The sequence below is a fragment of the Streptomyces sp. NPDC020490 genome (assembly GCF_044335305.1).
GTDB lineage: Bacteria > Actinomycetota > Actinomycetes > Streptomycetales > Streptomycetaceae > Streptomyces.
The window spans coordinates 92,814-106,198 of record NZ_JBIRUY010000006.1 but is presented as its reverse complement, the minus strand read 5'-3'; the positions used below and the strand labels follow the sequence as shown (position 1 = coordinate 106,198).

16 protein-coding genes are annotated in these 13,385 nt (G+C 72.3%); 9 read left to right on the top strand and 7 right to left on the bottom strand.

The window, feature by feature from the left end; translation table 11 throughout:
* Positions 1-81: 81 nt before the first annotated feature.
* Complete coding sequence (locus ACH4ZX_RS09240; RefSeq protein WP_398269893.1) at positions 82-852, top strand: site-2 protease family protein; 771 nt, start codon at positions 82-84, stop codon at positions 850-852.
* A gap of 44 nt (positions 853-896) precedes the next feature.
* On the opposite strand, the gene ACH4ZX_RS09235 is transcribed toward ACH4ZX_RS09240, so the two are convergent.
* Both ACH4ZX_RS09235 and npdG read right to left on the bottom strand, forming a co-directional pair.
* Complete coding sequence (locus tag ACH4ZX_RS09235; protein WP_398269890.1) at positions 897-1,109, bottom strand: hypothetical protein; 213 nt, start codon at positions 1,107-1,109, stop codon at positions 897-899.
* A 62-nt stretch (positions 1,110-1,171) separates the two neighbouring features.
* A complete protein-coding gene (gene npdG, locus ACH4ZX_RS09230) occupies positions 1,172-1,888 on the bottom strand; it encodes an NADPH-dependent F420 reductase (RefSeq protein WP_360758047.1) in 717 nt (238 codons plus the stop codon).
* Between the two features lie 305 nt (positions 1,889-2,193).
* Here npdG and ACH4ZX_RS09225 point away from each other — a divergent pair, with 305 nt between their 5' ends.
* The 3 genes from ACH4ZX_RS09225 to ACH4ZX_RS09215 all read left to right on the top strand — a co-directional run bounded on the left by ACH4ZX_RS09225 (position 2,194) and on the right by ACH4ZX_RS09215 (position 5,164).
* A complete protein-coding gene (locus ACH4ZX_RS09225; RefSeq protein WP_398269887.1) occupies positions 2,194-2,796 on the top strand; it encodes a hypothetical protein in 603 nt (200 codons plus the stop codon).
* A gap of 218 nt (positions 2,797-3,014) precedes the next feature.
* Positions 3,015-3,419: a VOC family protein gene (locus tag ACH4ZX_RS09220; RefSeq protein ID WP_398269884.1), complete on the top strand. Its 405-nt coding sequence runs from the start codon at positions 3,015-3,017 to the stop codon at positions 3,417-3,419.
* Between the two features lie 425 nt (positions 3,420-3,844).
* Entirely contained in the window at positions 3,845-5,164 is a 1,320-nt protein-coding gene (locus ACH4ZX_RS09215; protein WP_398269881.1) for an MFS transporter, read from the top strand.
* Positions 5,165-5,230: 66 nt separating this feature from the next.
* Here ACH4ZX_RS09215 and ACH4ZX_RS09210 read toward each other — a convergent pair whose 3' ends face one another.
* Entirely contained in the window at positions 5,231-5,464 is a 234-nt protein-coding gene (locus ACH4ZX_RS09210) for a hypothetical protein (RefSeq protein ID WP_360758071.1), read from the bottom strand.
* Positions 5,465-5,522: 58 nt separating this feature from the next.
* Between ACH4ZX_RS09210 and map the strand changes: the two genes are divergently transcribed.
* Positions 5,523-6,380: a type I methionyl aminopeptidase gene (gene map / locus ACH4ZX_RS09205; protein ID WP_398269877.1), complete on the top strand. Its 858-nt coding sequence runs from the start codon at positions 5,523-5,525 to the stop codon at positions 6,378-6,380.
* Positions 6,381-6,457: 77 nt separating this feature from the next.
* On the opposite strand, the gene ACH4ZX_RS09200 is transcribed toward map, so the two are convergent.
* Both ACH4ZX_RS09200 and ACH4ZX_RS09195 read right to left on the bottom strand, forming a co-directional pair.
* The gene (locus ACH4ZX_RS09200) at positions 6,458-6,664 is read right to left on the bottom strand and encodes a hypothetical protein (RefSeq protein ID WP_398269874.1); all 207 of its coding nucleotides are present in this window, start codon (positions 6,662-6,664) and stop codon (positions 6,458-6,460) included.
* Positions 6,665-6,753: 89 nt separating this feature from the next.
* Positions 6,754-7,398, bottom strand: coding sequence for a PhzF family phenazine biosynthesis protein (locus tag ACH4ZX_RS09195; protein WP_360758076.1), 645 nt, complete (start codon positions 7,396-7,398; stop codon positions 6,754-6,756).
* Between the two features lie 332 nt (positions 7,399-7,730).
* Here ACH4ZX_RS09195 and efeO point away from each other — a divergent pair, with 332 nt between their 5' ends.
* From efeO to ACH4ZX_RS09175, 4 genes are read left to right on the top strand one after another with little or no spacing between them, the layout of a single operon-like run.
* Positions 7,731-8,867, top strand: coding sequence for an iron uptake system protein EfeO (gene efeO / locus ACH4ZX_RS09190; protein ID WP_398269870.1), 1,137 nt, complete (start codon positions 7,731-7,733; stop codon positions 8,865-8,867).
* Positions 8,868-8,876: 9 nt separating this feature from the next.
* Positions 8,877-10,145, top strand: a complete 1,269-nt coding sequence (gene efeB / locus ACH4ZX_RS09185; protein ID WP_398269867.1) for an iron uptake transporter deferrochelatase/peroxidase subunit — start codon at positions 8,877-8,879, stop codon at positions 10,143-10,145.
* A gap of 3 nt (positions 10,146-10,148) precedes the next feature.
* On the top strand, positions 10,149-11,021 hold the full coding sequence (gene efeU / locus ACH4ZX_RS09180; RefSeq protein WP_360758084.1) for an iron uptake transporter permease EfeU: 873 nt from the start codon (positions 10,149-10,151) through the stop codon (positions 11,019-11,021).
* Positions 10,981-11,982 carry a hypothetical protein gene (locus ACH4ZX_RS09175; protein WP_398269864.1) on the top strand — a complete coding sequence of 334 codons (1,002 nt, stop codon included), beginning with the start codon at positions 10,981-10,983 and terminating at the stop codon, positions 11,980-11,982. Before efeU ends, ACH4ZX_RS09175 begins: the two co-directional genes overlap by 41 nt.
* A 7-nt stretch (positions 11,983-11,989) precedes the next feature.
* Here ACH4ZX_RS09175 and ACH4ZX_RS09170 read toward each other — a convergent pair whose 3' ends face one another.
* Positions 11,990-12,241 carry a hypothetical protein gene (locus ACH4ZX_RS09170; protein WP_398269862.1) on the bottom strand — a complete coding sequence of 84 codons (252 nt, stop codon included), beginning with the start codon at positions 12,239-12,241 and terminating at the stop codon, positions 11,990-11,992.
* A 146-nt stretch (positions 12,242-12,387) separates the two neighbouring features.
* On the bottom strand, positions 12,388-13,125 hold the full coding sequence (locus tag ACH4ZX_RS09165) for a bifunctional DNA primase/polymerase (protein WP_398269859.1): 738 nt from the start codon (positions 13,123-13,125) through the stop codon (positions 12,388-12,390).
* Positions 13,126-13,385: the final 260 nt, after the last annotated feature.

The window sequence follows — 13,385 nt, the reverse complement described above, 5'->3', positions numbered from 1 at the left end:
CGGGCCCGCCCGTGAGACGTTGTCCTCACAGGCCCGGTACGGTCGGGCAGTCCCAGCGTGCGCACGAAAGTCGGGAGCCCCATGACCACCGCCACCACCCGCCGCAGCGATCAGAGGATCAGTCCCGTCTTCCTCGGGATCCTGGCCGTCACCGCGGTCGCGGGATGGGCCACCTGGACGGGGTTCGCCGAGGAGCCGGGCGTGGCCGTGTTCCTGTTCGTGACGGCGGCCTGGGTGGTGTCGCTGTGCCTGCACGAGTACGCGCACGCGCGCACCGCCCTGCACGGCGGCGACATCACCGTCGGTGCCAAGGGGTACCTGTCGCTGAACCCGTTGAAGTACGCGAACGCCCTGCTGAGCGTGGTGCTGCCGGTGCTGTTCGTGATCATGGGCGGGATCGGGCTGCCCGGCGGTGCCGTGTTCATCGAGCGCGGCCGGATCCCGGGGCGCTGGCGGCACAGTCTGGTCTCGGCGGCGGGGCCGCTGACGAACGTGCTGTTCGCGGCGGTGTGCACGGCCCCGTTCTGGCTGGACGCGCTGGACGGCGTGCCGCGGGACTTCCGCTTCGCGCTCGCGTTCCTGGCCCTGCTCCAGGTCACCGCCGCGATCCTGAACTTCCTGCCGGTGCCGGGCCTGGACGGCTACGGGGTGCTCGAGCCCTGGCTGTCGTACAAGGTCAAGCGCCAGGTGGAGCCCTTCGCGCCGTTCGGGCTGCTGTTCGTGTTCGCGCTGCTGTGGGTGCCCTCGGTCAACGCGGTGTTCTTCGACCTGGTCGACGCCGTGCTGCGCGGCCTCGGCGTCAGCGACTTCGACTCGGGCCAGGGCTGGGACCTCTACCACTTCTGGCCGTGAGCCGGCCGAACTGCCACGCCGACCTCCGGCCGGTGACGGCCCCGCTACCGCTGCTGGGCCTGGGCCTGGGCCATCCTGCTCCGGCGCAGGTAGTACCAGCCCATGTTGGACGACAGTCCGGCGAGCAGGATCCACACGATCCCCAGCCAGCTGCCGCGCACGAAGGACATCACCGCGGCGGCGACGGCCAGGACGCACACGGCGAGGGCGAAGAGGGCGAGACGCCGGGCCGGGCCGGCGGGGGACGGGGAGGGCATGGCGGTGGGCTCCTGGAGGGGGACACTGCGGCACTGCTGGTGCCACCAGTGTCCCCCATGCCTCACACGTCCGTGACCCGGAGTCCCGCGTGCGCCTTGTAGCGGCGGTTGACGGAGATCAGGTTCGCGACCAGCGACTCCACCTGGTGGGCGTTGCGCAGCCGGCCCGCGAAGATGCCGCGCATGCCGGGGATGCGGCCCGCCAGCGCCTGGACCGCCTCCACGTCGGCGCGCTCCTCGCCCAGCACCATCACGTCGGTGTCGATCGCGTCGACCTCCGGGTCCTGCAGCAGCACCGCCGACAGGTGGTGGAAGGCGGCGGTGACCCGCGAGTCGGGCAGCAGCGCGGCGGCCTGTTCGGCGGCGCTGCCCTCCTCCGGCTTGAGCGCGTAGGCGCCCTTCTTGTCGAAGCCCAGCGGGTTGACGCAGTCGACGACCAGCTTGCCCGCGAGTTCCTCGCGCAGGGCCTGCAGCGTCGCGCCGTGGCCCTCCCAGGGCACCGCGACGATCACGATGTCGCTGCGGCGCGCGCAGTCGGCGTTGTCGGCGCCCTCGATGCCGTGCCCGAGTTCGTCGGCGGCGGCGCGGGCGCGTTCCGCGGCGCGCGAGCCGATGATCACCTTCTGGCCCGCTCGGGCGAGCCGGTAGGCGAGGCCCTTGCCCTGCGGCCCCGTTCCGCCGAGGACGCCGACGACCAGCCCGGAGACGTCGGGCAGGTCCCACGGGTCCTTGGCGGGAGCCTTCGCGGGAGTCTGTGCAGCACTGTCGGTAGAGGTCATGGGCCGACTGTACGGCCGGCCGGGCGGCCCGGGGCGGTCGGGTGAGCCGCGTCACGGGCACCCGCCGCGGGACGATGTGCCGGTACGCGCCGAAGTCACCGGTCTCGTACCACAGTCCGGCGGTGTGCGCGTCGGCGCGGGGCGGGTCGGAGCAGGCGGCCGGCGGCCCGTCGGCCGTGCGGCCGGGGCGCCGGGTCCGGTCGCTGCCGGCGGAGGCGCGGACGGTCCCGGCGCTGTCCCCAGGGCGGGCGAATCGCGGGTGAATGGCGGGCCAGGAGTGCGCGGTTGGTGCACCATGCGGTCACATGGACGCCGTACGTGTCGCCTTGCTCCGTGAAGTGCTCGCCGGGACCGAGTGGCTGGGGGCCACCAGACGGTTCGCGGGGTCGCTGCGCGGGTCGGTGGTCTCGCACGGGGGCGGGCTGCTGCTGGTGGGCACGCCGGAGTACGAGCCGTGGCACCTGACCGCCCATCTGGTGGACGAGGCCGCGTGGTCGGGGACGCCGGAACTGGCGCCGACGCTGGTCCGGCACGACGCGCGCGCGTCCGACCCCGCGCACCTGGCGGTCGGGCCGGGGCGGCTGGCCGCGGTGCGGCGGGGCGAGACGCTGCTGGTGGTGTCGCCGGGCGGGCCCGGTGCCCTGCTGCTGGAACGGGTGCACGACGCGCGGCGGGCCGGCGCGACGGTGCTGGCCCTCGGCCCCGGCGAGGGGGAACTCGTGGCGATGGCGCACGAGTCGCTGGCCGTGCCGGAGGGCTCGGAGCTGGACCTGGACACCGTGCAGCACCTGGTGAGCGCGGCGGCCGGGGACAACTCGCTGCCCGCGCCGCGGGGCCGGCGGCGCTTCCGGGACCGGCTGGCCCGGCTGGCCGACCAGCTGACGGCTCCGCCGCCGACGCCCTGGTAGGCCCCTGGTACTGGTGGGCTCGCTATTGGACTGTCGCCAGTTCTCGACCTGGCCTGGGGATGGGGTGACGCTCCGTGGCCGAAAAGGTCTACCTCCTCGGAAGATGCCTCGACGGCGTGGGCGGTGCTGCTTAAGATCACGCGCACGCATCGCGTGTCGGTCACCGGCTGGGTGAGACATGGAGGTGCCGTGAGGTGCCTTACGGAGGCATTCCACACATGTCAGTCGAGTTGAATCACACCATCGTCCATGCCCGGGACAACCGGGAGTCGGCCGAGTTCCTGGCGCGCGTCCTGGGGCTTGAGGTCGGGACCGAGTGGGGCCCGTTCATTCCCGTGGCCACCGGCAACGGGGTCACCCTGGACTTCGCTGCCGTTCCGGCGGAGTCGATCGTCATGCAGCACTACGCGTTCCTCGTCTCCGACGAGGAGTTCGACGCGGCCTTCGCGCGGATCCAGCAGGCCGGGATCACGTACTACGCCGATCCGCATCTGAAGCAGCCTGGCGAGATCAACCACCACCACGGTGGGCGCGGCCTGTACTTCATGGATCCGGCCGGGCACGGCATGGAGATCATCACGCGGCCCTATGGCAGCCACGAGCAGACACCGACGGCTTCGTGAGGCAGTGGCAGGTCGGGTCGCACCCTGGCCTGCCACTCCGTTGCCCGGTTGAACTGCCTTGAGTTTCCTGCGGAGTCCAGCCTGCGGGTGATCGTGTGTGGTCGCCGGGGGCGTATCGGCTCCAAGCCCCGCCGACCTCGTCGCGGAGCCGGGTGGTGGTCTTGTCGTGGTAGCCGAGGGCGTCCGCGACGACGGGGGCGGGCAGTTCGAGGAGTCGCTGCCGGATAGCGGCGCCGCGGGCCGCGGCGGTCGGGACCCCGGCCTCGTTCAGGAGCGCGGACAGGTGATCCGGGCGGGACGGTGGGCCCGGGGGGGGTGCGGGCATCGGATTCGGCCGCTTCACCGGGACCCCATGACCAGGTCGTTGTCCGCGTGCAGAAAAAGCGTTTGCCCCCGGTCGCCGGCCCGGCCCAGCATGGGCGCTCGTGACCGACGACTCGCCCGGCGGCGCCGCCGAGGGCCCCTCCGGCCTGCGTTCCCTGCTGCCCGACCTGGCGCCCTGGCGGGCCTCCGCCGACTTCCGGCGGCTGTGGGTGTCGGGGCTGATCTCGGGGTTCGGGAGCTTCCTGACGTTCGTCGCGCTGCCGGTGCAGGTGAAGGAACTGACCGGATCCGCGGCGGCGGTGGGGGCGATCGGCGCGGTCGAGCTGGTGCCGCTGATCGTGTGCGGGCTCTACGGCGGTGCGCTCGCCGACGCGCTGGACAAGCGGAAGCTGATCGTCTGGACGGAGGCCGGGCAGGGCCTGCTGTCCGCGGTGCTGCTGGTCGACGCGCTGCTGCCGCACCCGGCCGTGTGGCCGCTGTACGTCGTCGCCGCCCTGTCGTCCGCGCTGGGCGCCGTGCAGCGGCCCGCGCTCGACTCGCTGTGGCCGCGGATCGTCGCCCACGAACACATGCCGGCCGCGGTGTCGCTGAACTCGCTGCGCTGGACGGTCGGCGGGGTGGCGGGCCCGGCGCTGGCCGGCGTGGTGGTGGCGTACGCGGGCCTGGGCTGGGCCTACGGCGCGGACCTCGTCACCTTCGCCGTCTCCGTCGTGCTGGTCGTCCGCATAGCCGCCTCGCCCCCTTCCCACGAGGCGGCGAAGCCGTCACTGCGGGCGATCCTCGAGGGCGCCCGGTACGCGTGGGGCCGCAAGGAGCTGCTCGGCACCTACGCCGTCGACCTCGCCGCGATGTTCCTGGCGATGCCGCTCGCGGTGCTGCCGTTCCTCGCGGACGAGCTGGACGCCGAGTGGTCGCTGGGGCTGATGTACGCCGCTCTGCCGGCCGGATCGATGGTGGTGAGCCTGACCAGCGGCTGGACCTCGCGCGTCCACCGGCACGGCCGCATGGTGGTCCTGTCGGCCGCCCTGTGGGGCCTGGCGATCGCGGCCGCCGGGGTCGTCGGCGACGTGTGGCTGGTGCTGCTGTTCCTGGCGGTGGCGGGCGCCTGCGACATGGTCAGCGGCATCTTCCGCGGCGCCATGTGGAACCAGACGATCCCGGACGAGCTGCGCGGCCGGCTCGCCGGGATCGAGCTGCTGTCGTACTCGGTCGGGCCGACCGTGGGCCAGGTCCGGTCGGGCGGTTTCGCCGCGTGGTGGGGCGTGCGCGCGTCCGTGTGGTCGGGCGGGCTGCTGTGCGCCGGCGCGGTGGGGCTGCTGGCGCTGTGCCTGCCGAACCTGATGCGGTACGACGTGCGGACGAACGAGCACGCGGTGCGGCTGCGCGCACGGCGCGCGGCAGCCGCACCGGCCGAGGCCTGATCAGGCCATCCGGGGCCTGATCAGGCCATCGGTTCATCAGTCGCTCGGTCGTCAGTCGCTCGGTCGTCAGTCCTCGGTCGCGCCTCCGCCGGTGGGGGCGTCGTGCCACTTGGGGTCGTTCTCCCACTGGAGGTTGCGCTCGCGCGCGGTCTCCATCGCGTGCTCGGCCTCCTGCCGGGAGGCGTACGGACCGAAGCGGTCCTTGGCCGGGCACTCCGGGCCCTCCTCGACCTTCTTGTGCTCCAGGCAGTAGAACCACTCGCCCGGCTTGCCGACCGTCCGCTTCTTGAACAAGGCCATGACCCGCTCCTCTCGCCAACGACATGTTCCCCGATGCCCGCTGGTTAGACTCGCTGGCATGTCTGGCCAGTCGCTGCTCGTACCAGGGGAGCTTTCTCCCACCCGTCAGGTGCCCGGAAACATCCGCCGCCCCGAGTACGTCGGCAAGCCCGCGCCGACGCCGTACACCGGACCGGAGGTGCAGACCCCGGAGACGATCGAGGCGATGCGCGTCGCGGGGCGGATCGCCGCGCGGGCGATGGCGGAGGCGGCGAAGCTGATCGCGCCGGGCGTCACCACCGACGAACTGGACAGGGTGGCGCACGAGTACATGTGCGACCACGGCGCCTACCCCTCGACGCTGGGCTACCGCGGCTTCCCCAAGTCGCTGTGCACGAGCGTCAACGAGGTGATCTGCCACGGCATCCCGGACTCGACGGTGCTGCGCGACGGCGACATCGTCAACCTCGACGTGACGGCGTACATCGGCGGGGTGCACGGCGACAACAACGCCACGTACCTGGTCGGGGACGTCGACGAGGAGAGCCGGCTGCTGGTGGAGCGGACCCGCGAGTCCCTCGACCGCGCGATCCGGGCGGTCAAGCCGGGCCGGCAGATCAACGTCATCGGCCGGGTGATCGAGTCGTACGCCAAGCGCTTCGGCTACGGCGTGGTCCGGGACTTCACCGGGCACGGGATCAACTCGTCGTTCCACTCGGGCCTGATCATCCCGCACTACGACAGCCCGCACGCGACGACGGTGATGCAGCCGGGCATGACGTTCACGATCGAGCCGATGCTGACGCTGGGGACGCACGAGTACGACATGTGGGACGACGGCTGGACGGTCGTCACCAAGGACCGCAAGCGGACTGCGCAGTTCGAGCACACGCTCGTGGTGACCGAGACCGGCGCGGAGATCCTCACCCTGCCGTAGCGCCTTCCGGGAGCCCGGGCGGGCGGCGAACGGCCGGGCCCCCTCCGCGACGGCGGAGGGGGCCCGGAGCCGGTCCGTCAGAAGTGGCCGACGCGGCAGTCGGCGCCGCCGTAGAGGATGCCGGCGGTCTCGGCGTGGACCACGCCGAAGTACGGGCTGCAGACGGCGTGGTGGTCGCCGCCGCGGTCGTGCTGCGGCTCCTCGCCGGCGGCGGCGCCGGCCGCGCCCGCGGCGGTCAGGGCGGCACCGAGGGCGACTGCGGCCAGGGCTGAACGGATACGCACGGGTTTCCTCTCACGACGGCTGGCTGGTCACGCCCAGAGGGAACCGCTCGCCGCCGCGCGCACACGCGGGACCACCCGTACGGGCGCCGTCAGCGCTCCAGATACACCCGCCCGCCGATCTCCACCCAGCCGTGCGGCTGCGGGGCCGTGAGGATCTGGGAGCCCGCGCCCTGCGTGATGTTGAGCGCCCTCCCCAGCCGGTCGGTCAGCAGCAGGGCCGCCGCGCCGGTCGCCTCGTCCTCGTCGATGCCGTCGTCCCGGCCGGGGAAGGCGCGCGCCCGGACCCGTCCGGCGGCCTCGTCCTGCCAGGCCCAGGCGTAGATCCACTCCCCCTTCGGCGGCACGGGCAGCGCGTCGACCTCGGCGGCCGTGGCGTACTGGCGCAGGGTGCGCGGCGGGGCCCACTCCGCCCGCGCCTCGATCCAGCTGAACTCCCCGTCCTGGCGGGCGCCCACCACCCCGGCGGGCGTGACCAGTTCGGGCACGTCCAGCAGCCATGCGGCGCCGACGCAGGGGTGCCCGGCGAAGGGCAGGCGCAGGGTCGGGGTGTAGATGTCGATGACGCCGCGCTCGGGGTCGTCGACGAACACGGTCTCGCTGAAGCCGAGCTTTCCGGCGAGGTCCTGCCGGTCGCCCCGCTCGGGCAGCACCGATCCGTCGCGCACGACGCCGAGTTCGTTGCCGTAGCCGCCGTCCGGGGCGCAGAAGACGCGCAGCACGTCGTAGTCAGTCACGCGGGCATTGAAGCATCACGTCGCCGGTCGGGGGCACGTCCGGGACGCGGCGCGCACCGGGCCGTGATCCGGTGCGCCGGGCACGCCGCGGCCCGCGGCCGTGGGGCGGGTGTGCCGCCGGGCAGCCGGAAGGACGATCCTTGACGTTCTCTTGACTTTTCCTTGGGGTTTACTTTTGGCCACCGTGACGGATCCGTGTCCGCGGGCCGCCCATGAGAGCTGAATCACCGCATCGACGGGTAGCAGGCAGGCAAGGCTTAGATAAGTTAGGTGAGCCTCACCATCCCGGGTGAGACGGACCCGCGATTTTCCGCCAGCCTTATGGAGCCTGCATGCGAGCCGCCAGACTCTCCGTCGTCACCGCCGTCGCCACCGCGGCGGCTCTGACCGCCGTCACCGGCTGCACCCAGAAGAGCACAGCGGACGACGCCGGGACGATCGAGGTGACCGCGGCCGACTCGAAGTGCGACACCTCCGTCAAGTCGGTCCCGGCCGGCCAGGTCACGCTGAAGATCGAGAACAAGGGTTCCAAGGCCACCGAAGTCGAGATCGTCTTCCCGGACGACCGGATCGTCTCCGAGAAGGAGAACATCGGGCCGGGCACGAAGTACACGCTGACGGCCGAGGTGAAGGCCGGATCGTACGAGATCGCCTGCCGCCCGGGCATGAAGGGCCACGGCGTGCGCCAGAAGCTCACGGTCACCGGCGGCTCCGCCGCCAAGCGCGACCCGCGCCTGGACAAGGCCGTCGCCGCCTACCGCGCGTACGCGCAGGAGCAGGCCGACGCGACGCTGCCGGCGGTCGAGACGTTCGTGAAGGCGGTCAAGGACGGCGACGTCGAGGCCGCGAAGAAGGCCTACGCCCCCTCCCGCATCGGCTGGGAGCGCACCGAGCCGGTCGCCGAGTCCTTCGGCGACATCGACCCGAAGGTCGACGTCCGCGCCGACGGCCTGGAGGACGGCCAGAAGTGGACGGGCTGGCACCGGCTGGAGAAGGCCCTGTGGCAGGACAAGAAGATCGGCGCCGAGGAGAAGACCCTCGCCGACCAGCTGGTCACCGACCTGAAGGACTGGCAGGAGCGGGTCGGCAAGGCCGACATCACCCCGACCTCCATGGCCAACGGCGCCAAGGAACTGCTCGACGAGGTCGCCACCGGCAAGGTCACCGGTGAGGAGGAGCGCTACTCGCACACCGACCTGGTCGACTTCAAGGCCAACGTCGAGGGGGCCCAGAAGTCCTACGAGCTGCTCAAGCCGGTCGTGCAGGGCAACGACAAGGCGCTGACCGCCGAGCTGGACAAGCAGTTCGCCGCGCTGAACACGCTGCTCGACAAGTACCGCGCGGACAAGGACTCGTACGACTTCACCTCGTACGACAAGGTCGGCAAGGCCGACCGCAAGGAACTGTCGGACGCGGTCAACGCGCTCGCCGAGCCGCTGTCCACGCTCGCCGCCGCCGTCGTGAAGTAGGGGACGACCATGACGGACACCCAGGAAGCCACCACCGCGCCGGCCGCCGGCCCGCGACCCTCCCGGCGTTCGCTGATCGGCTGGGGCGGGGCCGGGCTCGCGCTCGGCGCCGCGGCGGCCGGCGGCGCGGTCGCGCTGGCCCGCGCCGACGACTCCGCCGACGGCACCGACCCGGCCGGCGCCGCCGTCGCCTTCCACGGCGCCCACCAGGCCGGCATCGCCACGCCGGTGCAGGACCGGCTGCACTTCGCCGCGTTCGACGTGAAGACCGACGACCGCGCCGAGTTCGTGCGGATGCTCAAGGAGTGGACGGCGGCCGCGCGCCGGATGACCGCCGGCCAGGCGGTCGGCGAGGGCGCCTACGGCGGGCTCGCGGAGGCGCCGCCGGACGACACCGGCGAGGCGCTGGGCCTGAAGCCGTCACGGCTGACGCTGACGATCGGCTTCGGTCCGTCGCTGTTCGAGAAGTTCGGCCTGGCGGACGAGCGGCCCGAGGCCCTGGTCGACCTGCCGAAGTTCCCCGGCGAGAACCTCGACCGCAGCCGCAGCGACGGCGACCTGTGCGTCCAGGCCTGCGCCGACGACCCGCAGGTCGCCGTGCACGCGATCCGCAACCTGGCCCGCATCGGCTTCGGCAAGGTCGCCGTCCGCTGGTCGCAGCTCGGCTTCGGCAAGACGTCGTCGACGACGCCCGACGCGCAGACCCCGCGCAACCTGTTCGGCTTCAAGGACGGCACCCGCAACATCTCCGGCACCGAACGGGACCGGCTGGCGAAGTTCGTCTGGGTCGGCGAGAAGGACGGGCCCGGCTGGATGACCGGCGGCTCGTACCTGGTCGCCCGCCGCATCCGCATGAACATCGAGACCTGGGACCGCACCTCGCTGCAGGAGCAGGAGGACGTCTTCGGCCGCGACAAGGGCGAGGGCGCCCCGGTCGGCAAGGCGAAGGAGCGCGACGAGCCGTTCCTGAAGGCGATGAAGCCCGACGCGCACGTCCGCCTCGCGCACCCCGACTCCAACGGCGGCGCGACGATCCTGCGCCGGGGCTACTCCTTCACCGACGGCACGGACGGCCTGGGCCGTCTGGACGCGGGCCTGTTCTTCATCGCCTACCAGCGCGACATCCGCGAGGGCTTCATCCGCATCCAGCGCAACCTGGCCACGGACGCGCTCAACGAGTACACCCAGCACGTGAGTTCGGCGGTCTTCGCCGTCCCGCCCGGCGTCCGCGACAGCGACGACTGGTGGGGCAGCACGCTGTTCACGAAGGAGGCCTGAGCCGTGTTCTCCAACTACCTGATCGGCCTGCGCGAGGGGCTGGAAGCCAGCCTGGTCGTCTGCATCCTGATCGCCTACCTGGTGAAGACCGGCCGCCGGGACGCCGTCCGGCCGATCTGGATCGGCATCGGCGTCGCGGTGACGATCGCGCTCGGCTTCGGCTGCGCGCTCGAGTTCGGCTCGCAGGAACTGACCTTCCAGGCCCAGGAGGCGCTCGGCGGCTCGCTGTCGGTGCTCGCCGTCGGCCTGGTGACGTGGATGGTGTTCTGGATGCGGCGCACCGCCCGGCACCTGAAGGCGGAGCTGCACGGCAGGCTGGACGCGGCGCTGGCGATGGGCACGGGCGCGCTGGTCGCCACGGCCTTCCTCGCCGTCGGCCGTGAGGGCCTGGAGACCGCCCTGTTCGTGTGGGCGTCGGTGCACGCGGCCAGCGACGGCACCCCGCGCCCGCTGATCGGCGTGGCCCTGGGCCTGGCCACGGCCGTCTTCCTGGGCTGGCTGTTCTACCGCGGCGCCCTGAAGATCAACCTGGCCAAGTTCTTCACCTGGACCGGCGGCATGCTGGTCGTCGTGGCGGCGGGCGTGCTGGCGTACGGGTTCCACGACCTTCAGGAGGCCGGCTGGCTGCCGGGCCTGACGAACCTGGCCTTCGACGTCAGCGGCACGATCCCGCCGGACAGCTGGTACGGCACGCTGCTCAAGGGCGTGTTCAACTTCCAGCCCGACCCGACGGTCCTCCAGGTCACGGTGTGGCTGCTGTACCTCGTCCCGACCCTCGCGCTCTTCTTCGCCCCGGTAGGGTTCGCCTCCGGGAAGGGGAAGGTGAAGGCAGTCGATGAGCAGGGATCGCAGCCGTCCGAGGCTCCGCGGGCTTGACCGGAGCGCACTGATAGCGGCCTCGGTGACCGCTTTGTCGTTGACGGCGAGCGGGTGTGTGGTGGTGCACGGGGAGCGCGAAGTGATCCCCGCGACCACCCGCGCCGAAGCCGACCGGGCGCTGCGGCAGTTCACGGCCGCGTACAACAAGGCGGACGAGGCGTACGACAGTTCGCTCGACGCCGGCCATGTCACCGGCGCCCTCGGCGACATCGACGCCGCCCGGCTCAAGGCCGGCCATGCGAACAACCCCGCCGGCAATCCGGCGCACACCCCGCTGAAGCTGAGCGACGCGACGTTCACCATCCCCAAGAAGGCGGGCTGGCCACGCTGGTTCGTCGCCGAGGCCCAGGGCAACAAGGGCGGCGACCTGCACTGGCTGCTGGTGTTCACCCGCGCCGGCCTCGACGAGCCGTGGCAGGCGGCGTACCTGACGCTGATCGCGCCCGGCTCGCTGCCCGAGATCAAGAAGGACGCGGACGGCTGGGCCGAGGCGGTGCCCGCGGACTCCGCCGGACTCACCGTCGCACCGGCCGACCTGAGCAAGGACTACGCGACGTACCTGAAGAGCGGCGGCAAGACCTTCGCGGCCGGCACGCACACCAGTCAGTGGCGGGCGCAGCGCGCGAAGGCCGCCAGGAAGCCGGGCCTGGCCACCCAGTACATCGACCAGCCGCTGACCTCGGGCGACTACGCCCCGCTGGCGCTGCGCACCGCGGACGGCGGCGCGCTGGTGTTCTTCACGACGCGCCGCTTCGAGAAGCAGACCGCCGCGCCCGGCGCCTCGATCCCCACCCCGAACGAGAGTGTGCGCGCCCTGACGACCGGCGAGATCAAGCAGTCGCTGACGATGGAGTTCGTCTCCAACGAGGTGGCCGTGGACCCGGCGAGGGGCTCGGGCGGCGAGCAGGTGTCGGTGCTCTCCCGTCTGGAGGGGCTGACCTCGGCCCAGGGTTCGTAGCGCCCGCTCAGTAGTTGATGCAGGTGATGGTCCAGCCGTTCCACGCGTTGCAGATGTTCAGTTTGATGCCGTTCTGGTTGTACTGGTAGGCGGACCAGTACTGGCCGCGCTGCCGGTTGATGCCGCCGTAGTCGACGCACGTCACATGGCGGCCGCTCACCGTGCAGCCGTTGACCGGGGCGGCACTGGCCTGCGGTGCCACGGCCAGCAGCGCGGCGGCGGCCGCGGTCGTCCCGAGCGCCATCGCTTTTATGAGCATGTCCCTCTCCCGTCTCGTGAACGGGGGCCGACCGGCCCCCTCTTGATCACGGTCACCGGCCGGGGGGAGGGCCGCAACGCGGACGATCCGTCCGGGTGGTGGTCAGGCGGTCAGCGCCGACGGTCAGCGCACCGGGGGTCTGCCGCTCAGTGGCGCAGGGGCCAGGGAGCGCCCGTCCGGTCGGACTCCTCGCCGGCGTGGCGGGCGCAGGCGTCGGTGAGGGTTTCCAGGAGGGTCAGCGGTTCGGGCAGCGGGTGCTCCGGGCCGCGTACCCAGTGCACGGCCTGGCCGTCGTCGCCGGGGAGCCGGGCGGGCGGCACGAGGACGTAGGAGCCGCGGCAGTGCCAGCGCAGGCCGGGGTGCTCGTCCATCGTCTCGGGGTGGCAGTCCAGCTCGCAGGGCCACCACTCGTCCTCGTCCTCGGGGGTGCCGCGGGTGAGGGTGAAGAAGAGCATGCGGCCGTCGTCGCTCTCGGCGACCGGGCCCACCTCGACGCCGGAGTCGAGCAGCCGCCGGAGGGCCTCGCGTCCGGCTTCCAGCGGCACGTCGAGGACGTCGTGCACCATGCCGGTCGCGGTGATGAAGTTGGCCTGCGGCTGGTGGCAGGCCCAGCGCTCGATCTGGGCGCGGTCGGTGGTGGACTGCGTCTGCCAGGCGAACGACACCGGGTGCCGGGCCGGGGTGGGACAGCCGACGCGGTCGCAGGAACAGCCGTAGCCGGGCGCCGGGTGCGCGGCGGGCGCGAGCGGCAGCCCCGCCGAGGCGGCGGCCAGCAGCAGGGCCTCCCGGCCGCCGTCGTCGGCGGTGTCCTTCGGGCCGCGTCCGCGCAGCCAGTGGGAGAGTTTGCCCCGCAGGCCGGATTGGCCGCCCAACTCCGCGCTCATCTATCCCCTCGCCTCGCCGTCGTGCGGACCAGCATGCCTCATGCTCCCATCATCCCGCGCTCCGGGGGGCCGGAGCACACATCAGGGACAGGACGGACGAGACCTGCCCCACACCGTGATCGGGGTGCATGGGGCGCTTTGTCGTGACGTGCGGGACCGGTGGGTTGTCCGGCACACGACGGCCGGTCGTCGGCGGACGCGGTCGTCGGCGGAGGCGACCGTGCCGGTCGGCGCCGGGCGGGCCGGGCCCGCGCCGGACG